This window comes from Sorangium sp. So ce119 (genome assembly GCF_051524405.1).
GTDB lineage: Bacteria > Myxococcota_A > Polyangia > Polyangiales > Polyangiaceae > Sorangium > Sorangium cellulosum_G.
The window spans coordinates 8,847,059-8,867,152 of sequence record NZ_CP150310.1 but is presented as its reverse complement, the minus strand read 5'-3'; the positions used below and the strand labels follow the sequence as shown (position 1 = coordinate 8,867,152).

Sequence of the window (20,094 nt, the reverse complement as noted above, 5' to 3'; positions counted from 1 at the left end):
GGCTCACGATGCCTGCACGCACGCTGAAGCTCGGCGCGTTCATGCGCCCTGTCAGCATCCACACGGGCGCCTGGCGCTATCCAGGGGCTTACCCGGATGCGAATTTCAATTTCGCGCACCTCAAGCGCTTTGCGCAGCGCCTGGAGCAGGCTCGCTTCGACGCGTTCTTCATGGCCGATCACCTCGCCGTGCTGAACATGCCGCTCAACGCGCTGGCGCGCAGTCACACGGTCACGTCCTTCGAGCCGTTCACGCTGCTCTCCGCGCTGGCCGGCGCCACCGAGCACATCGGCCTGGTGGCGACCGCGTCGACAACGTTCGATCAGCCGTTCCACGTGGCCCGGCGCTTCGCGTCCCTCGATCACCTCAGCGGCGGGCGCGCCGGTTGGAACATCGTCACCACCGCGAACCCGGACGCAGCCCTGAACTTCGGGCTCACCGAGCACGTGGAGCACGACGAGCGTTACCGGCGCGCGCGCGAGTTCTACGACGTTGTCACGGGCCTCTGGGACAGCTTTGCCGACGACGCGTTCGTGCGCGACGTCGAGTCCGGGATCTACTTCGACGCCGAGCGCCTGCACGTCCTCGACCACCGGGGCAAGCACTACGCGGTGCGCGGGCCCTTGAACATCGCGCGCCCCGTCCAGGGCTGGCCGGTCATCGTGCAGGCGGGCGCCTCGGAGGCGGGCCGGCAGCTCGCGGCAGAGACGGCCGAGGTCGTGTTTGCGGCGCAGTCCACGCTGGAGGGCGCGCGTCGCTTCTACGCCGACGTCAAGGGCAGGATGGAGCGCCTGGGGCGGCACCCCGACACGCTCAAGATCCTGCCCGGCGCGCTGGTCGTGGTGGGAGATACGGTGGAAGAAGCGCGGGAGAAGCGCGCTCGGCTCGACAGCCTGGTCCACGTCGACAGCAGCATCGCGTCGCTCTCGATCGCGCTCGGCTGCGACGCCTCGCGCTTCGATCCGGACGCGCCGCTGCCGGAGATCCCGCCCACGAACGCCGGACAGAGCGGGCGCGAGCGCGCCATCGAGCTGGCGAAGCGGGAAGGGTTGACGGTGCGGCAGCTCGCGCAGCGCCTCGGCGGCTTCGGTGGGCTCGCGTTCGTCGGTACGCCCGGCACCATCGCGGATCAGATGGAAGAGTGGCTGTTCCAGAGCGGCTGCGACGGCTTCAACGTCATGTTCCCCTACCTGCCGGGCGGGCTCGACGACTTCGTCGATCGCGTCGTCCCCGAGCTCCAGCGACGAGGCCTGTTCCGGCGTGAGTACGAAGGGCGGACGCTGCGGGAGAACCTCGGGCTCGCGCGGCCCGCCAACCGGTTCTTTCCAGAGCCCGCCGCGGCGCGCTGAGCGTCGCTGGCGCGCCCACGCCACGGTCCCTCCACGCGCTCCGCGATCCTCCTTCAAGGCGGACGCGGCCCCGGAGCCCGCCCTGGCCCGCGGCTTGCACAATGCGCCGCGCGCGCGCTCAGCGCGGCCGCGAACCACGAGCCGAACAGGTACGCAGGAACCGCACGTCCCTCGCTCGGGGGTACGGCCGACCTGCGCGACCAGCTCGCGTTCGCCTTCGGAGGAAGACCATGACTGATCTGCCCACTCGCCTGCTCGGACGCACCGGCGTCCGCGTCACCACGCTCGGCTTCGGCGCCATGGAGCTGCGGGGCGCCCCGCGCGGCCCGGAGATCTCGGATCAGGAGGCGGAGCGCATCCTGAACGACTTGCTGGACGCCGGGATCAACTTCATCGACACCTCGATCGATTACGGTCGCAGCGAGGAGCGGATCGGGCAGTTCATCTCGCACCGCCGTGGCGAATATTTCCTGGCCTCGAAGTGCGGCTGTGTCGTCGGCGGGGCTCAGGGCGAGCACGTGCACACGGCGCAGAACATCCGGCACGGCGTGGAGAACAGCTTGCGCCTGCTGAAGACGGACCACCTCGATCTGGTGCAGTTTCACCGGAGCCTCACCCGGCAGGAGTTCGAGCAGGACGGCGCGCTCCAGGAGGCGCTGAAGCTCAAGAGCGAGGGCAAGGTGCGCTTCCTCGGCGTCTCGGGCACGCTGCCCAACCTGGTGGAGCAGATCGAGATGGGCGTCTTCGACGCCTTCCAGATCCCGTACTCCGCGCTCCAGCGCGAGCACGAGGACGTGATCACGAGGGCCGCCGAGGCCGGCGCGGGCACCATCATCCGCGGCGGCGTGGCGCGCGGCGCGCCCACCGACTGGCAGCGCACGAACTACATGCTGCCGGGCACCACCATGCAAGACCGCTGGGAGCGCGCCAGGCTCGACGAGCTGCTCGACGGCCTGAGCCGGATCGAGTTCACCCTGCGCTTCACGCTGTCGCACCCGGGCCTGAGCACCACGATCGTCGGGACCCGGAACCCGAAGCACCTCCGCGACAACCTGGAGTTCGCGCGGAAGGGTCCCCTGCCGAGCGACGTGCTCGCCGAGGCGAAGCGGCGTTTGAGCCAGGCGGGCTCGATCCCGGAGCCCCTGCCCACCGCGGATGTGCGCCCGCGCGGCGCGGCGCAGGCGGCGGCGCCTGCCGGAAGCGCGCTCTGAGGAGCCGCTCCGGACAGCGACCTGCTCGACGCGGCGTCTGCCGCACGGGGAGCGCGCGTGGCCGGGACGTCTGGCGTCAGCTCCCCCGCGCAGCAGCTCGTGCGACGGGGCCTGGTTCCGCCTTCCAGGAGTCCGGCCATGGAGCCGGAGAGAGATTTTAACGCCAAGGCGCAAAGACGCCAAGACGCAAGATAAGGACAAATATCATTCCTTTGCGCCTTTGCGCCTTTGCGCCTTTGCGCCTTTGCGCCTTTGCGCCTTTGCGTTGAATCTCTCCTCTCGCGAGGCAGATCCCTGGCAGGGTTTCTGACCCTGTAGGAACAACTTCCATGCCGCTGCCCCGCCCGCCGGATGGCGTCGCGCCGCGCGTGGGGCTCACGCCCGGCATCGGGATCTCCGCGTCGCCGTGGGGCGCCGATCCGCCGCCCGTGTTGCTGCTCTGGCAACAGTCGGTGGTGATCTGCTGCTCCTCCACGGGCACGACCCGCGTCCGCCCGAGGGGTAGAAACGGCGCGGTGGTCCGCTGCGGCGCTGTACCCTGGGCCGGCGAGGCAGGGCGCATGAAGGCGAGCATCCTCGACTGTAACGGCACGCTGACGGCACCGTCCAGAGCGCCGAACAGCTTGAAACAGCCATGAATGAAGAGATTTGAACCACAGAGGGCACAGAGGAAGAAGAAAATAAATCATCTTTCTTTTCTCTTCCTCTGTGCCCTCTGTGCCTCTGTGGTTCGTTTTCTCGTGGTTTCCGGGGGCAGCTTGACAGCGGCCCCGAGCCAACGAATGCTTCGACGCGCGGGCTGTTCCCGAGCCCGGCCCCTCGCGCCGCCGCCGGCACGGCGCGCGCCAGGGCGAAGAGGGCGCTGCCCTTCGGCGGTCCTGGATCGTGATGCTGCCCCTCTTCCGTCGGTGCCGGCCGGCAAGGATCGAGCGCGGCAGATCACGAGGAAAGGGCCGATGACCGGCCATCGGTGATCGTCGCGAGCTCGAGCGCCGCGAGGTCATGATGAGCAATTCAAGTTCAGCGAAAGACCGGATGGACGCCTTCCGCGCGCACGGCTTCTTCGTCGTGCGCGCTTTCCTCGATGTCGCCGAGCGCGCCGAGCTCCGCCGCGCGTGCGACGTCGCGCTCCTTCACGCTCGAGCGCGCTCCCTGGAGACGGGTCACTCGACGCCCAGGATCTCGCTCCTCACGGACGGCGCGACCTGCGTCCAGGAAGACCCTGGCGCGCTCGAGCGCATCGCCGTGTTCGTCGGCTCCGCGCGCGTCTGCGAGCTCCTCGCCGGCCTCTCCCGCCCGCGAGAGGAGGAGACGCCGCGCCTGAAGGACGCGCACTATTACCACGAGCCGACCCGGCGTGACTGGGACGGGGACTGGCATCGAGACAGCCAGTTCGGCCAGCCCGATCCGGAAATTGAGCGCGCGGTCGTCGCGACGACCACGGCGGTGCACTTCCGGGTGGCGCTGGAGGACGACGACCGCCTCGAGATCGTCCCCGGATCCCACGCTCGCTGGGACACCCCGGACGAGCTCCGGATCCGAAGGGGCGCCGACAGGACCACGCCGGACATGCCGAACGCCGCGCGCGTCGCCTTGCGCGCCGGAGATGCGTGCGTCTTCCACGCCTGGTCGATTCACCGCGCGACGTACCGGAGGGCGCCTCTGCGTCGCACGGTCGACGCCCTCTACGCCTTCGCCCGCCCGGCCGCGCGCCGGTGGCCGTCTCCGGCGGTCTGAGCCCGGTCGGCGGGCCGGGAGGCTCCAGCCCCCGGCCTGCCGACCGACGGGGCGCGCCCCGTCAGTACTCGGTGTTGTTGGACGTCGTGATCCGCGACGAGGACAGGCCGATGAAGAGCGAGTCGCCGATGTCGCTGTAGCGGGTGTTCGTCATCGTGACGGTGCTGGTGCTGCTGTCCGTCCTGAAGATCGCCTCATCCATGCGCGAGATGTCGCAACGGTCGATGAAGACGTCGACCTTGAACGTCGTCCCGCCGTTCTGCCGGATGAACTTGCCGGCGTTGGACGCCCGGAAGTTGGAGACCCGGAAGGTGCTGGCGGCGTTGATCTGGAACACCTTGTCCTCGCCGTTCACCGCCGAGCCGCCGTTGAGGACGACCGTGCCAGACTCCTTGACCGTCAGCGCGTCCTCGCCGATGTCCTCCCAGACGATGTTCTCCAGCGTGACGTTGCCGTACGTGTGGATGCCGTCCGCGGCCGGCGCGCCGAGGACCACGTTCCTCAGCACCGCGCCGTTCTCGAGCTTGAACACCGGCTTCTGGCTCTCGGACTGGCTGCCGTCGCCGAGCGCGCTGCCGGCGATGAACCGCCTGCCGCCGCCGTCATAGGTCTGGCCGGATCGCACGACGATCGTCGCGTCCACGACCCCTCCGCTCCCGGTGACCGTGCCGCCGCCGCCCCCGCCGCCCGAGCCGCCGCTGCCGCCGCTCCCGCCCGAGCCGCTGGAGGAGGAGCTCGACGTCGCGCCGCCGCCGCTGCTCGAGCTGCTCCCCGTCGGCACGAGCTCGATGTAGTCGACCTTGATGTCGTGGTCCGTCGCTGAGGCGCTCTTGCCGCTGCAGAGCAGCTTGAACTCGACGCTGCCCGAGAGGCTCCTCGTGCCGAGCGTCACCGTCCTCCAGCTGTCGCCGGTGGATGACGAATAGCCGTCGAGGTTCCCCACGGAGGCGCCGTTCAGCTGGAGCTGGTAGTTCCCGTAGGCGTTCCGCTGGGCATAACGCACGACGACGCGGTACTCACCCGCCGCGACCGATTTCGAGAACTTGAAGTGGTCGCCGCTCGCGTTGGCCTTGAGCCGCACGGTGCTCGAGCTCGCGTCGTACCCGTCCCCCGACGAGTGAGACCAGGACTGCGACTCGGCCTCGAGCCGCGTGGCGCTCACCGCCTCGCTGACGCCATCCATCTCCAGGATGGCTTCCTCTTCCGAGAGGCAGCCGGTCGCGATGAACCCCACGGCGCCGATCGCCAGCAGCACATGACGAGCAAAGGTCGAATGAAGCTTCATGATTCCAGTCCTTGTTCAAGTAAGTTGTCGTACCGTAAAGTCGCCTCGCGAACGCCTCGACCCGGAGCGCGCAGCGCTGTCGTCAGCCCTGCGCGCACGGCCGAGGTGCTCTGCGCTGCGCTGTTCGCAGAGACCCTATCAGCAACACGCGGGCCACATGCGGGCTCGCCCTGGAGCGCAGTAAATGTGCGTTACTGCTGGATATTTCCTCGGAGAACAACGGCCCATGCCCTCTCGGACCCCAGGCGCGTCCGGCGCTGTCACGCAGGGCTGTACACCGTGTTAACCGGGAGTTGACAGGGCAGGCCCGCACAGCAACACCCTTCCGTGCGCGGACGGCCGGCGCACAGGAGTGACAGCCACATCGGGTGTGGGAGAACGAGCATGTTGCGCGACACGGCGCGAGGCGCCCCGCCTCGGCGACCCGTAGGTCACCCGCCCTCGATGCTGCCTGACATGCGGGCGGTTCGGTGTGGCGTCGCGCCGCGTGGCGCGCGTCTTGAAGGCGAGGTCGAAACGGTGAACATGAACAGCAAGTCACGTCGGATCCTCTCGCTCCCTCTCGCCCTCCTCGCCCTCGCCCTCTCCGGGTGCGGCGGCGACTCGGGCGACGGGGGCCCGGCAGGCGCGTCTTCCTCGAGCGGTGGATCCACCGCACCGGACGCCTCCAGCGGCTCGACGACCGGGGGAACCTCCGGCTCCGGCGGTTCGCCTTCAGGCGAGGGCGCTGGCACCGCGAGCAGCTCCACGGGCGAGAACTCGGGATCGGGCGGCTCCGGCACTGGCGGCTCCGGCACCGGCGGCTCCGGCGCCGGCGGCTCGGGTACGGGCGGCTCCGGGCTGGACGGGTCCACGGGGACCGAGGCGCGCCCGCAGCTCACGGGCGCGCAGGCGGCCCACCACACCGTCCTGAAGCACCTCGAGAAGGCGGGCGAGCTCGCGTCCGGTCTCGTGACGGACTCGTGGGATCCCACCGCCGGGGCAGGCGACGTCGGCGGATTCACGCCCACGTACACGGTCGCGGCGAGCGGCGGCACCCACAGGACGGTGCAGTCCGCGATCGACGCCGCGGTGGCCGCCGGCGGGGCGCGCCGGGTCTATATCGAGGTCGCGTCGGGCGCTTACCGCGAGGTGGTCTGCGTGCCGTCGTCGGCCCCGCCGATCACGCTCTACAGCAAGAGCGCCGACGCCAGCCGGACGGTCATCGCGTACGACAACCACAACGGCAAGACCAAGGAGACAGGCAAGCCCGCCAATCCCTGCAACCCGAACCTGAGCGGGACCACGTACGGGACCAGCGGCAGCGCGACGTTCGCCGCGTACGCCGACGATTTCCAGGCCAAGAACCTCACGATCGCGAACGACACCGACGAGCGCGCCGTGTCCGGCGGCAAGCAGGCCGTCGCGCTGATGACGCAGGCCGACCGGCTGATCTTCGAGAACGTGCGCTTGCTCGGCAATCAGGACACGCTCTATGTGAAAACGCCGAACGCAGGGACGGTGTCGCGCGCGTACTTCAAGGGGTGCCACGTGGAGGGCGACGTGGACTTCATCTTTGGCCGCGGCACCTTCGTGCTCGACGGCTGCACGATCCGGTACCTGACCGCGCGGCAGGGCGCCACGGGCGGGTACATCGTCGCTCCCAGCACCGACGCGCGCAACGATCACGGCATCCTCATCATCAACAGCGATCTCACCGCCGAGGCCGGGACGCCGGACGGGCTCGTCTACCTCGGCCGGGCCTGGGACGAGGGCCAGAACGACTTGGCGACGTACGCCACCAGCGTCGCGAGCGGCGCCTACCCGAACGGTCACGCGCTCATCCGGAACTCCACGCTGGGCCCCCACATTCGCGCGCTGGACCCGTGGCACGCCTCGACCGTCAGCCGCCCCTACAGCTCCACGGCGGGCACGTACCCCGCGAACCGCCTCCACGAGCACGCGAACACCGGGCCGGGCAGCGCGCGGCCCTGAGCGGGCGCGCCGGTCGCCACCCACGTCGCCCGCGCCTTGCTGCCTGCCCGCAGACGGCGGCGCGCTCCGTCGCCTATCCTCGCCCCCCATGACGCCGCGCCCGTCCCTGCTCCTCCGCCTCGCCGGCGGGCTGGAGACCCGCCCCGTCAAGCTCGCGCTCTCGCTCCTCATCCTCGTCTCGGTCCTCCCCATCCAGGGCCTCGAGGACGAGCTCCGCCCGTACTTCCTGGGCATCTTCGGCGTCGAGCTCCTCCTCCGGGCCGCCCTCCTCCGCGAGCGCGGGCGCGATCGCTCGCGCCTCGACGTCCTCCTCTTCGCCTTCGACGTCATCGCCTGGCTCAGCTTCCTGCCGCTCGAGCGGATCCTCGACGCGCACGCCGCCCACGCGCTCCCCCTGCTGCGGCTCTCGCGGCTCTTCCTGCTCCTGCGCTTCACGCGCGAGATCGCGATCGACCTCTACGCGATCATGACGCGGCGCGAGCTGCTCGAGCAGTTCGGGCTCGTCACGCTGGCCGTCTGGGGGCTCGCGTTCGGCGCCTCCGTGCTGCTCAGCCACCTCGCGATCCCGCACGACTACGACGGCCGGGGCCCCGTCCCCGACACCGGCTTCCTCGACCGGATCTGGTGGTCCTTCCGCCAGCTCGAGAGCGCCGACAACCTCGTCGCCAACCTCCACGTCCACCCCATCGTCGCCGTCATCTCGCTCGGCCTCACGATGGTCGGGGTCTTCGTGACCTCGTTCATCATCGGCATCGGCGCCAACGTCGTCGATCAGGTCGTGCGCGCGGCCCGGCGGCGTCCGGTCGGCTACGCGGGCCACGCCCTCGTGATCGGCCCGGTGCACGAGGCCGAGATGCTGGTGCAGGAGTTCGTCCGCCTCTACGAGCGCCACCGGTCGCTCCGCAGCATCCGGCTCTCGGAGCTCTGGCTCTGGCTGCTCCGCCGCGGGCCCGCGCCGACCCGGCACGCCCTCCCGCGGATGGCCCTCCTCGGCGCCGAGGACGACCCGCCCGCGTACCTCTACGCCCCGAGCATGCGCTGGGTCGTCTACCGCAAGGGGGACAGCGCGCAGCCCGAGGCGCTCGATCTCGTGGGCGCCGCCGGCGCGAAGCGGGCGCTGATCCTCGCGCGCCACGACGCGGGGCCCGACGCCGACGCCTTGACGGCGATGGCGCTCTCGTCGTTCCGCACGCAGAACCGGCGCGGCCACGTGTTCGTCGAGGTGCAGGAGACAAGGAACCGCGACCTCATCCAGGCGGTGGGCGGGCCGGGGACGTACCCGCTGGACATGCAGCGGTTCCTCGGCCTCTTCCTGTGCCAGCACCTGATCACGCCCGGCGTCGAGTCGCTCTACGCCGACCTCATGACCGCCGACGGCTCGGAGTTCTACACGCACGTCTTCCTCGGCGCGGACGAGGCGCGCGCCGTCGCCGCGCTCGGCGAGGGCCCGGGCGGCGAGATCTCGTTCTCGCGCATGGCGCGCGCGGCCCACGAGAGGAGCGTGATCCTCGCGGGCGTCTTCCTCGGCGACGAGGTGCCGGAGCGCAGGGAGGGCGAGCTCGTGCCGGTGGAGGGGCTCGTGCAGTGGCTCAACCCGCTCCTCGATCCGCCCGAGGGGTCGCCGGCGTGGGCGCTCGGCGCGCGGGCGGGCCGGGTCCCGGCGCGGCGGCTCCGGGGCCTCATCGGGGTGTCGGCCACGTACGCGCCGCTCCGGCGTTACGGGCGCGAGCTGCTCATGGGCCGGGGCGTCGCGGCGGCGGCCGTCGGCGTCGACGCCGCGCGCGCGGCGGACGGCGCCGAGGCGGCGCGCGCGTGGACCGAGGCGTGGGCGGCGACGCTCTCGCGGCGCCGCAGCCACCTCGAGCGGGTGCTGATCGTCGGCTACAGCCCCGCGCTGCCCTCGCTGCTCCACGCGCTCGCGCGGTTCGTCCCCGGGGTCGACGTGACGCTGGTCCTCGGCGAGCGCGGCGACGAGCGGATGCCGCTCGCCGACCGGCTCGCCTCGCTCGGCATGACGCTCGCGCCCGACGGCCCCCCGCCGGGCGCGGAGGGCGCGTCGCTCTCGCTCCCGCGCGGCGGCCGCGCGACCGTGTACACGCAGCGCGGGCACGACCTCGCCTCGCTCGCGGTGCGCTGCGCCGCGCGCGGGGCGCCCCCGTCGGCGGCCGTGTTCCTGAGCGAGCCCGAGGGGCTCGATCGCGACGCGCGCACGGCGATGCGGCTCATCCGCTTCGCGCGGGCGCTGGAGAGCCGGGAGCTCGCGCACGGCGGGCGGCTGCACGTGCTCGCGGAGTTCTCCTCCGTGGCCAAGGGCGAGCACGTCCGCAGCCTCCTCGACGCCGGCCGGTGCGGCTTCGCCGGCCCGGACCGGCTGCGGCTCAGCCTCGTCAGCACCGAGCGCATCAAGAACTATTTCATGGTCCACAGCGCCTTCGTGCCGGGAGTAACGACCCTTTACGAAGAGCTCCTCGGCGAGGGCGGGCAGGATCTCGTGCGGATCGAGGCGCGGCCGCCCGGCGCGGCGGAGCAGGCGCGCGGCGCCATCGGCTTCGACGATCTCCGCGCGGCGCTCGAGCCGAGGGGCGCGGTCCCGGTGGCGCTGGAGCGCGACGACGGCACCGTCCTCCTGAACCCGGAGCCCGGATCGAGGCACGCGACCGCGCGCATCCGCGCCGTGTACGCGCTCGCGCGGAGCCCGGATCTCGCGGCCCCGGGCGAGCGGCGGGCGAGGGAGAGCGACGGCGGCGACGCCGCGCGCGCCGAGCAGGCGCCGCCGATCAGCGCGTGATCCTTGCCGAGCGGCCCGTCCGGCGCGCTCCTTTTTCCGCCTGGCGGGAGAACCGCACGTCGACCTCCGCGGCGGGATGGGTATTCTGGGGTGGTGCCGGAGCGCCCAGACCTGGAGTACGTCGTGCCGATCCTCGCGCGCGAGCTCGCGGGCGCGGCCGTGGTCGGGGTCCGGGCCGACAGCCCGGTGGTGCTGCGCGTCCTCCTGCCGGAGCGCGCCGACGCGCTCTTGCCGGGCGCGCAGATCCAGCGCGTCGCGCGGCGGGCGCACGCGGTGATCTTCGAGCTCGGCGGGCCGCGCGCGCTCGATCTCGTGATCTGCCCGATGCTGGCGGGGCGGTTCTCGATCACGCTGCCGGGCGAGACGCGGATTCCGACCGATCTCGCCTTCTCGCTCGTCCTCTCGGACGGGCGCGAGCTCAGGTATCGGGACGAGGTGCAGATGGGCAAGGTCTACGTGCTCGCGCGGGGCGATCTCGACAAGATCCCTGGCCTCGGGCGCGTGGGCCTCGACGTGCTCGATCCCCGGGTGTTCACCCCCGAGGCGTTCCGCGCCGCCGCGCGCGGCCGGCGCGACCTCGCCAAGGATTTCCTGATGGACAAGGCGGCGCTCGACGCGATGGGGAACGCGTACGCCGACGAGGTGCTGTTCGAGGCGAAGATCCACCCGAAGGCGTCGGTCAAGGGGCTCTCGGACGAGGAGATCGACCACCTGCACGCGGCGATCGTCCGTGTCCTCGGCGACGCGACGCGGACGATCGCGCAGCGGTCGCCGGCGCTCGACGAGAAGCTCCGCGACTTCCTGAAGGTCCGCGGGCGCCCGGGCCATCCGTGTCCGCGCTGCGGCGACAAGCTCCGGCGCGCGAGCGTCCACGGCCACGACGCGATCTTCTGCCCGACGTGCCAGCCGGAGGATCGGAAGAGCGCGTCGTTGAACCTCCGCCGCCCCCGGCGGGAGCCGGGGTGACGCTGCGCCGGCGACTCTTCAGGTCGCTCCCGGGCTGAGCGCGCCGCCACGGGCGCTGCGCGTCATCACCGCTCACTCCGGCGGCTACAGGCCGCCTTCGTCAGAGAAGGTGAGGACGGTGCGCCCGTTGGGCCTGAGATTGCCGTCCTCCATCACCGGCGAGGTCATCCCCTGCGCCCTGCCGGCGCCGAGCTCCTCGCTCAGGAGATCGCAGGTGAAGACCTCACCCCCGTTGGCCAGGGGGATGAGCGGGTCGTTGCACTGATAGTGGATGACGATCGGATCCGGATCTCGGCCTCGCCCGGGCCGGGTCACCTCGATGCTGTAATCGCCGAAGCTGAAGAACGTGCCGGCGGGCACGTGGACGCCCGCGAGCTCGCCGCCGAGGGTCAGGCCTTCCGGATCGGTGACCAGGGCGATCCAGCCGCCGTCATGGACCACGTAGCCCTCCGGGGGCACGCGCTGGCCCGAGATGACGTAAGCGCGATAGTCGATGCGGGGATCGGCGTAGAAGCCCAGGAAGGCGACGTCCGCGCGCGCGTCGGCGTCGGCGATGCCGAAGCGCGCCTCGAAGTAGGCCAGCGCGTCGGCGCGGTTCTGCTCGATCTCGGCCGGCGTGCGCCCCACGATCTCCTCCTGGAAGATCATCCCATCCAGGAAGAAGCCCTCGGACAGCGGGACCGAGCCGGTCGCCATGAAGACGAGGAATCCGTCGTAGCCCTCGGGGGTGGTTCCCTTGCAGCTCCCGTGATCCCCCGCGCACGCGTGTCCTCTGGCCGTGTCGCCGCCGGCGTCCGGACGCGACGGGTGGACGAGCGCGCCGATCAGCCCCACGAGGGCGAACAGAGAGTGAGACCTCATTGTATCCTCCTGCCTGGTAAGTGTTCCGAGCCCGACAACGTCGCTGTCCGCGAGCCGTCGCAGGAAAGCCCCAAGATAGGACACGTTATCGGAGCTGCCGCGCTCGAGTCCAGTGTAAAGCGTCCTTACCAGCGCGCTTGCGACATGGTTGCGCCGCGTGTGTTGGTTACGCTGCAAGTGCGGCCCACGCGCGCGGGGGCGTGTGATCGCGTGTGCGCATCATCGCGCAGGGGAGTGCCGCGTCGCGCGCCGCGTGGAGGTGTAAGGTAGGTGGCGCCCGCGCCACGGCGATCGGGCGGAGCGATGGTGTCTACCGCGCCACGGCGATCGGGCGGAGCGATGGTGTCTACCGCGGCGGGGGCAGGGGCGACGGCGGGGGCGTGTCGTTCTGCTGCTCCGGCGCGGGGGACTCGGCACCTGGCGTGGCCGCGGGAGCGGGCTCCGGCGCGGCCTCGGAGCCAGGTTGCGGCGCGGGCTCCGGCGCGGTCTCGGGCGTGGGCGCGGCCGGCGGCGGGTAGGTGAGGTCGTCGCACGTGGCGCCGAGGCTCCCGACCGCGTCGTTGTAGTGGTTCATCGCGTCGAACGCGTGTCCGTGGGCGTTCTCCTTGCCTTGCCTGGAGAGCGCTCCCAGCACGACGGCGGTCACGGCGACGGCGACGCCCGTGCCGAGGATCACGCCCATGGCGGCCTCGTTCTTGTCGTGGAAGTAGAGCCCTGAGAACCCTCCGAGGCTCCCGAGCCCGAGCACCACCCCGAAGGTGGAGAGCGTCGTCGCGGAGCGGCCGCTCTCCGACGCCAGGCGCGCGTGCTCGCGCGCCTCGGGGACGCAGCGCACGAACTGCTCCAGGCCGTCGTAATGGTAGCTCTCCGCCACCTTCCGGCCGCCGGCCCACAGCGAGAAGCCCTCGTCGTAGGTCGCCGTGAGCTCGCCCCGCGCCACGACGCGCGGGGAGTACATCGTGTGCCCGCTGGAGCAGCCGAGGAGCGTGGAGCCGAGGACGCACGCGATCAGGGCGGTGGGGGGGCGCTTCGCCGGCCTCACGGGAGCTGCCCTTCCGGCGCCGGGAGCGCGCATGGCGAGCCGGGGGTGCGCGCGAGGTCGTTGTAGGCGTTGACCTGGTCGAGCGCGAGGGCCGAGTCCTTGTCTCGCTCGGGGCTCCCGACCGAGAGCCCCACCGCGATCGGCGGCAGCGCGGCGAGCGCGAGGACCGCGACCGTGGCGAGCAGGATCGAGGCCGCCGCGTTGCCAGCGGTGCTATCGCCGCTGCCGCCGCCGCTGCCGCCAGAGGCCGCCTTGCTGCCGGGCCCGGACGTGCCGCCCTTCGAGGGCGACGCGGGGGTCCGCACGACGTCCGGGCCGGGCCTGTGGAGGTGCGGCGGCGGCGGGGCCACGCCGTGCCGTTCGACGACGATGCGCGGGCCAACATAGATCGGCACCCAGAAGCCGCCGGTGACGCGCACGGGCGGGGCTGCGGCGGCGCGCGAGGCCCGCGGGGGCAGCGCTGCGCCCGACCCTTGCTCGCCGGAGAGGCACTCCGGGATCGCCCCGCCGAGCTCCATCGCGACCGCCCCGTCGCGGTACACCGGGCGGGCCCGCCCGTCCGGCGGCGGCACGTACTCGGAGACGTAGGATCCGCACCCGGACAGCACGGCGAGCGCGAGGGCGCCGAGCGCGGCGCGCGCGACGCGGAAGGAAGGTCGATGAGGCTTCACGGCGGTGCACGCGAGACTATCCGCCGGAGGCTGCCCTGCATAGGGGGCCCCGCGCCGCGAGCGTGCTGCGACGCGGACCCGGAGAGGGATTGAACCACAGAGGCACAGAGGGCACAGAGGCGAGAGGATGAGGAACCCCCTCATTCGCAACCGCTTTTCAGCGGGAAAGTTGAACAGGGAGGCGGGGAGACAGGGAGTATTTGAAGATTTTTTTTCCCTCCCCGCCTCCCTGTGAATCTCTCTTCTCCCTCTCTTCTCCCCTCTGTGCCCTCTGTGCCTCTGTGGTTCAATCTCTCTCTCTTCATCCGGCACGCAGGGCGCCCGCCGCGCGCCTCGCCAGCTCCCTGTGAAGCACATCACCACAGCAGCCGTCTGACGAGCGCTCGACGGAGCGCGCCCGATCGGCCGAGCCGAACCAGCGCGGGCCGATCGGACGGACTCAGCGGGCCGCATCGTCGACCGCTGGAGCCGGCCTGTCCCTGCACGGCGCCAGCCTCATCCGGAGCCGAAGAGGGGCAATCGGACACCCTGTGGCATTTTGCCATGGTGCAGGTCTGACCATCTCGTCGAAACCTGCGTGAAACGGAGCGATGCTCTGCCTGGCCCGGGCGTTGCCAGAGAGGACGAGTTCCTGGACATGGTCCCCGGTACGAACTTTCCGCGCTTGGTGGCCATCGGCGGCGCCGAGGACAAGGAGGGGGAGCGCACCATCCTTCGCGAGTTCGTGCGCCTCGCCGGCGGCCAGGACGCCTGCCTCGTGGTCATCCCCTCGGCCAGCGAGACGCCCGATGTGGTCGGCGAGCTCTACCAGCGGCTCTTCCACGAGCTCGGGGCCGCCGAGGTCGCCGTGCTCACCATCGCTGCCCGCGACGACGCGCGCAACGAGGCGGCCATGCGGCAGGTCGAGCGGGCGACTGGCACCTTCTTCACGGGGGGCGATCAGCTCCGGATCATGAACCGGCTCGGCGGCACAGGGGTCGATACAATGCTCCACCGGCGGTGCGAGGAGGGGATGATCGTCGGCGGCACGAGCGCCGGCGCGGCGGTCATGTCGTCGACCATGATCGTCGAGGGCGAGACCAAGTCCCCCCGCGCGGGCGCCGTGCGCACCGGCCCGGGCCTCGAGCTCCTGCCCGGCGTCATCATCGATCAACATTTCGCCCAGCGCGGCCGCATCGGCCGGCTCCTCTCCGTGGTCGGGCTGTTCCCCCATTACCTCGGCGTCGGCATCGACGAGGACACCGCCATCGTCGTCCAGGGACACCACGCCACCGTCATCGGGAGCGGCGCCGTCACCATCGTCGACGCCGGCGGTACCTCCTTCAACGACGCCGTGGACACCCCATCGGGAGGCTGCATCACGCTCTGCGGGGTCACCCTGCACTCGCTCCCTCACGGACGGAGCTTCGATCTGCTCGAGAGAAAACCCATCATCGCCGCTGACTGACTCCAACACAGCCGAGCTAGACCCATGCGCATCATCACCATCCGTACGCTTCAGGGCCCGAATGTGTTCGCCAGCTGGCCGGTCCTCCGCATGACCCTCGACCTCGAGGACCTCAACGAGACGAGCAGCGCGCAGGTCCCTGGCTTCGTCGACCGCCTGCTCGGGCTCCTGCCGGGCCTCGCCGAGCACCACTGCTCGCGGGGCAAGCCGGGGGGGTTCGTCGAGCGGCTCCGGGAAGGCACGTACTGGGGCCACATCGTCGAGCACGTCGCGCTCCAGCTCAGCGAGCCGGCGGGGATCGGCGTCACGTACGGCAAGACGGTCTACGCCGGGGCGCCCGGCCTCTACGACGTCGTGGTCGAGTTCGAGAACGAGGCCGCCATGCGCCTCCTGCTCGAGGCCGCCTTCGAGCTCGTCACCGCCGTGCTCGAGGGGAAGCCCTACGACGTGGCGGCGAAGGTCGCCGAGGCCGCGCAGGTCGCCGAGGAGACGGCGCTCGGGCCGAGCACGCGGGCCGTGGTCAAGGCCGCCGAGAAGCGGGGAATCCCCTGGTCGCGCCTCAACGACGAGAGCCTGCTCGTGTTCGGCCACGGAAAGCACCGGCGCTTCGTCCAGGCCACCACCTCGTGCAACACGAGCTGCGTGGCCGTCGAGATCGCCGGCAACAAGCAGCTCACCAAGGAGCTGCTCGAGCGCGCCGGGGTGCCGACGCCCCGAGGGATCGTGGTGAGGACGGCCGGCGAGGCGGCGCGGGCGCTCGGCGAGCTGCGCGCGCCCGTCGTGGTCAAGCCCCTCGACGGCAACCAGGGAAAGGGCGTGTCGCTGAACCTCTGCACCGAGGCGCAGGTGCGCGAGGCGTTCGACATCGCGCGCGAATACCGCTCTCGCGTCCTCGTCGAGGAGATGGTGAGCGGGCGCAACTACCGCGTCCTGGTCGTGAACGGGCGCGTTGTCGCGGCGAGCGAGCGGCTGCCGGCCCACGTGGTCGGCGACGGTCAGCGGACCGTGGCCGAGCTCATCGCGCTGGAGAACCAGAACCCGCTGAGGGCCAGCGGGCACAACGGCGTCCTCACGAAGATCGTCGTCGACGACGTGGTCCGCGCCGGCCTCGTCAAGCAGGGGCGCTCGCTCGACGAGGTGCCGGCGGCCGGCGAGCGGTTCTTCCTGCGCGAGAGCGTCAACCTCTCGACCGGGGGCATCGCGCGGGACGTCACCGACGAGATCCACCCCGACACAACCCGCCTGTGCGAGCGCGCGGCGCGCGCCATCGATCTCGATATCTGCGGGATCGACCTCGTGGCCGACGACATCGCGCAGCCCCTCGGCCGCGGCGCGATCATCGAGCTGAACGCCGCGCCGGGCATCCGCATGCACGAGCACCCGAGCGAGGGGAAGCCGCGGGACGTGGGCGGCGCCATCGTCGAGATGCTCTATCCGCCGGGGACGCCGTCCCGCATCCCCATCATCTCGATCACGGGCACCAACGGCAAGACCACCACCACGCGCATGGTGGGCCACATCCTCGGGGCGACGGGCGCCACCGTGGGAATGACAACGACCGAGGGCATCCACGTCGGCGGGCACTGCGTCGAGTCCGGCGACACGACCGGACCGGGGTCGGCGCGCACGATCCTGTTCGACCCCACGGTGGACATCGCGGTGCTCGAGACGGCGCGCGGCGGCATCGTCCGGCGGGGGCTCGGCTACGACTGGTCCGACGTCGCGATCATGACCAACATCGGGCCGGATCACCTGGGCCAGGACGGCATCGAGAGCGTCGACGACCTGCTCTGGATCAAGATGGTGGTCGCCGAGCGGGTGCGCGAGGGCGGGACGCTGGTGCTCAACGCGGAGGACCCGCTGCTCGCCGCCGTCCCGGAGCACCGCCGCATGAAGAAGCTCTCGCGGAACATCGTGTTCTTCTCGCTCGACCCGTCGAACGCGGTGCTGCGGGACCACGTCGCCCGCGGCGGGACGGGCTACACGCTGAGGGACGGCGCCATCGTGGAGCTCCAGCGCGGCGTCGAGCTGCGCATCATCCGGGCCGCCGACATCCCGGCGACCTTCGCGGGGGCGGCGCTCTTCCAGGTCGCCAACGCCATGGCGGCGATCGCCGCCTGCCGCGCGCAGGGGGTGATGGTCGAGACCATCCAGCGCTCGCTCCGGACCTTCGAGGCGTGCACCAGGAACAGCGGTCGAATGAACCTCTACCAGCTCGACGACAACTACGTGTTGGTCGACTATGGCCACAACCCCGGCGCCTTCCGCGCGACGTGCGCGCTCGCGGCGCAGTGGGAGGGGCGGAGGATCACGGGCATCGTGAGCCTGCCCGGCGACCGCTCGAACGCGCTGCTCGAGGCGTGCGCCTGCGAGATCGCGGAGGGCGGATTCCACCGCATCATCGCCAAGGACGACGGCGAGCGGCGGGGTCGCGCGCCTGGCGAGGTCCCGGCCCTGCTGCAGCGGGTCGTGAAGGAGGTGAGGCCCGGGCAGCTCTGCCAGGTCGTCCCGGGCGAGCGCGAGGCGGTCGAGCACGCGCTCGCCACGGCGGAGCCGGGCGAGGTCATCGTGCTGTTCACCGAGGAGGCGCCCCGGATGGGCGAGATGCTCACCCGGATGGGGGCTGTCGCGGTGAACGAGGTGCCCGAGCTGATGTCCGGCCCCCGGGCCCGCGCGCGGCGCCGCCAGGACGCGATCGTGGCGGTCTGATGTTCGTGCTCGTCGAGGGCGGGGAGGTCTTCGCGCCCGAGCCGCTCGGCGCCGCGCCGGTGCTCGTGGCCGGCGACCGGATCGCGAAGGTGGGTCCGGTCGACGGCCGCGCCCTGGCCGCCCTCGGGGTCGACGTCGAGGTGATCGACGCGCGCGGGTGCGTGGTGATCCCCGGGCTGCTCGACCCCCACGAGCACCTCCTCGGCGGCAGCGGCGAGCGCGGCTTCGCGTCGCAGACGCCCGAGATCGCCCTGGGCGAGGTGGTGACGGCGGGCATCACCACGGTGGTGGGGTGCCTCGGCGTGGACACGACGACCAAGACGATGGCGGGTCTGCTGGCGAAGGCCAGGGCGTTCAAGGAAGAGGGGATATCGGCGTACCTCTACTCGGGCGGCTACGACGTGCCGCCCGTCACGCTGACGGGCACGGTGCGCCGCGACATGCTGCTCGTCGAGGAGGTCATCGGGGCCGGCGAGGTGGCGATCTCCGATCTCCGCAGCGCCGAGCCGTCGCTCGCCGAGCTCGCGCGGCTCGCGAGCGACGCGTACGTGGGGGGCATCCTCACCGGCAAGGCGGGGATCACGCACCTTCACGTGGGCGACGGGCCGAGGCGGCTCGAGCCGGTGCGCCGGCTCATCGCCGAGCACGACGTCGCGCCGGGGTGGCTCTATCCGACGCACGTCGAGCGCAACGAGGCCCTGATGCGCGAGGCCGTCGCGCTCACGCGGCAGGGGGTGACGGTCGATATCGACACCGTCGAGGAGGACCTGGGCCAGTGGCTGCGCTTCTTCTGCGACGAGGGCGGCGACCTCGACCGCCTGACGGTCTCGTCGGACGCCTCGATACCGAGCCCTCGCACCCTCTTCGAGCAGCTCCGGGAGGTGGTGCGCGAGCACGGCTTTCCGCTGGAGCGCGCGCTGCCGCTCGTCACGTCGAACACGGCGCGCACCCTGAAGCTCGCGCGCAAGGGGGCATTGCGGCCCGGCCACGACGCGGATGTGGTCGTGCTCGAGCAGGGCTCGCTGGAGATCGTCGAGGTGATCGCGCGGGGGCGGCGGATGGTCAAGGCAGGGCGCCTCGCCGTCACGGAGCGGTTCCTCGAGCAGAGCAATCGAAAGGTCGAGTTGCATGGTCGAAAGCAAAGGGCGCGCTGACGGACCGGACAGGGATGCTCCGGCGGGCGCGCCGCGCGGCCGCCCGGGCGGCGCGCTGGTGCTGATCGGGGGGCACGAGGACAAGGAGGGGGCGCGGGAGATCCTGCGCGAGGTCGTGCGCCGCGCCGGAGCGCGGCCGATCGTGGTGGCCACGCTCGCGAGCGAGGTCGCCGGGGAGCTCTGGGTCGAGTACGAGCGGGTCTTCCGGGCGCTCGGCGCGGGCGACGTCAGGCACCTCGACATCGTGCAGCGCGATCAGGCCAGGGAGGCGCGCTGGCTGGAGATCCTCGAGGGCGCGGGGTGCGTGTTCTTCACCGGGGGCGATCAGCTCAAGATCACGAGCAAGCTCGGCGGCAGCCGCCTCGCCGACGCGATCTGCGCTGTGTACCGGCGCGGCGGCACCGTCGCGGGCACCTCGGCCGGCGCCTCGGTGATGAGCGAGACGATGCTCGTGGGCGGGGCAGGCGAGGAGTCCGCGAAGGTGCGCGGCGCCGTGCGCATGGCGCCCGGCCTCGGGCTGGTGCGTGACCTCCTCGTCGATCAGCACTTCGCCCAGCGCGGCAGGCTCGGCCGTTTGCTCGGCGCCGTCGCCCATGACCCCCGATGGCTCGGGGTAGGCGTCGACGAGGATACGGCCGCCGTGATCGAGCCCGATCGCCGCCTGCGCGCGCTGGGGACAGGCGCAGTCTACATCGTAGACGGACGCAACATCAGCCACACGAACATCGGCGAAGAGGAGGGGGATCGCGTGCTCAGCCTGTTTGACGTGCGGCTCCACGTGCTGAGCGCCGGGGACTCGTTCGACCTCGAGACAGGGCGCCCGGGGTGCGCGTAGCCTCGTTGAGGCGAGGCCGGTTGCGGCTCCTCTGTATTTCGAATTTCGCCTCCTGGTGCCCGGAC

14 protein-coding genes and 1 pseudogene are annotated in these 20,094 nt (G+C 71.4%); 11 read left to right on the top strand and 4 right to left on the bottom strand.

Features of this window, described 5'->3' with window-relative positions; genetic code table 11:
- Positions 1–8: 8 nt before the first annotated feature.
- From WME76_RS33495 to WME76_RS33480, 4 genes are all read left to right on the top strand, one after another.
- Complete coding sequence (locus WME76_RS33495) at positions 9–1,349, top strand: LLM class flavin-dependent oxidoreductase (protein WP_437956295.1); 1,341 nt, start codon at positions 9–11, stop codon at positions 1,347–1,349.
- A 230-nt stretch (positions 1,350–1,579) separates the two neighbouring features.
- Positions 1,580–2,560, top strand: coding sequence for an aldo/keto reductase (locus tag WME76_RS33490; protein WP_437956294.1), 981 nt, complete (start codon positions 1,580–1,582; stop codon positions 2,558–2,560).
- Between the two features lie 329 nt (positions 2,561–2,889).
- Complete coding sequence (locus tag WME76_RS33485) at positions 2,890–3,198, top strand: hypothetical protein (protein ID WP_437956293.1); 309 nt, start codon at positions 2,890–2,892, stop codon at positions 3,196–3,198.
- Positions 3,199–3,595: 397 nt separating this feature from the next.
- Positions 3,596–4,297 carry a phytanoyl-CoA dioxygenase family protein gene (locus WME76_RS33480; protein ID WP_437956292.1) on the top strand — a complete coding sequence of 234 codons (702 nt, stop codon included), beginning with the start codon at positions 3,596–3,598 and terminating at the stop codon, positions 4,295–4,297.
- Between the two features lie 61 nt (positions 4,298–4,358).
- On the opposite strand, the pseudogene WME76_RS33475 reads toward WME76_RS33480, so the two are convergent.
- Positions 4,359–4,964: pseudogene (locus WME76_RS33475) on the bottom strand (pectate lyase); the annotation flags it as partial.
- Positions 4,965–6,107: 1,143 nt separating this feature from the next.
- Between WME76_RS33475 and WME76_RS33470 the strand changes: the two are divergent.
- From WME76_RS33470 to WME76_RS33460, 3 genes are all read left to right on the top strand, one after another.
- Positions 6,108–7,556: a pectinesterase family protein gene (locus tag WME76_RS33470; protein WP_437956291.1), complete on the top strand. Its 1,449-nt coding sequence runs from the start codon at positions 6,108–6,110 to the stop codon at positions 7,554–7,556.
- 88 nt (positions 7,557–7,644) lie between these two features.
- Positions 7,645–10,344, top strand: coding sequence for a hypothetical protein (locus tag WME76_RS33465; RefSeq protein WP_437956290.1), 2,700 nt, complete (start codon positions 7,645–7,647; stop codon positions 10,342–10,344).
- 93 nt (positions 10,345–10,437) lie between these two features.
- Positions 10,438–11,310 (top strand): DNA-formamidopyrimidine glycosylase family protein, encoded by an 873-nt coding sequence (locus tag WME76_RS33460; RefSeq protein ID WP_437956289.1) that lies wholly within the window; start codon positions 10,438–10,440, stop codon positions 11,308–11,310.
- 84 nt (positions 11,311–11,394) lie between these two features.
- Here the strand turns inward: WME76_RS33460 and WME76_RS33455 are convergent, their stop codons facing one another.
- The 3 genes from WME76_RS33455 to WME76_RS33445 all read right to left on the bottom strand — a co-directional run bounded on the left by WME76_RS33455 (position 11,395) and on the right by WME76_RS33445 (position 13,884).
- Positions 11,395–12,171: a hypothetical protein gene (locus WME76_RS33455; protein WP_437956288.1), complete on the bottom strand. Its 777-nt coding sequence runs from the start codon at positions 12,169–12,171 to the stop codon at positions 11,395–11,397.
- Between the two features lie 346 nt (positions 12,172–12,517).
- Positions 12,518–13,213, bottom strand: a complete 696-nt coding sequence (locus tag WME76_RS33450) for a hypothetical protein (protein WP_437956287.1) — start codon at positions 13,211–13,213, stop codon at positions 12,518–12,520.
- Positions 13,210–13,884, bottom strand: a complete 675-nt coding sequence (locus tag WME76_RS33445; protein WP_437956286.1) for a hypothetical protein — start codon at positions 13,882–13,884, stop codon at positions 13,210–13,212. Before WME76_RS33445 ends, WME76_RS33450 begins: the two co-directional genes overlap by 4 nt.
- 637 nt (positions 13,885–14,521) lie before the next feature.
- On the opposite strand from WME76_RS33445, the gene WME76_RS33440 reads away from it, so the two are divergent.
- Genes WME76_RS33440 through WME76_RS33425 form a run of 4 tightly spaced genes read left to right on the top strand, consistent with a single transcriptional unit; the run spans position 14,522 to position 20,029 of the window.
- The gene (locus tag WME76_RS33440; RefSeq protein WP_437956285.1) at positions 14,522–15,331 is read left to right on the top strand and encodes a cyanophycinase; all 810 of its coding nucleotides are present in this window, start codon (positions 14,522–14,524) and stop codon (positions 15,329–15,331) included.
- Positions 15,332–15,355: 24 nt separating this feature from the next.
- Positions 15,356–18,040, top strand: a complete 2,685-nt coding sequence (gene cphA, locus WME76_RS33435; protein ID WP_437956284.1) for a cyanophycin synthetase — start codon at positions 15,356–15,358, stop codon at positions 18,038–18,040.
- A complete protein-coding gene (iadA, locus tag WME76_RS33430; RefSeq protein ID WP_437956283.1) occupies positions 18,040–19,194 on the top strand; it encodes a beta-aspartyl-peptidase in 1,155 nt (384 codons plus the stop codon). Before cphA ends, iadA begins: the two co-directional genes overlap by 1 nt.
- The gene (locus WME76_RS33425; RefSeq protein WP_437956282.1) at positions 19,169–20,029 is read left to right on the top strand and encodes a cyanophycinase; all 861 of its coding nucleotides are present in this window, start codon (positions 19,169–19,171) and stop codon (positions 20,027–20,029) included. The genes iadA and WME76_RS33425 overlap by 26 nt, the downstream gene beginning before the upstream one ends.
- Positions 20,030–20,094: the final 65 nt, after the last annotated feature.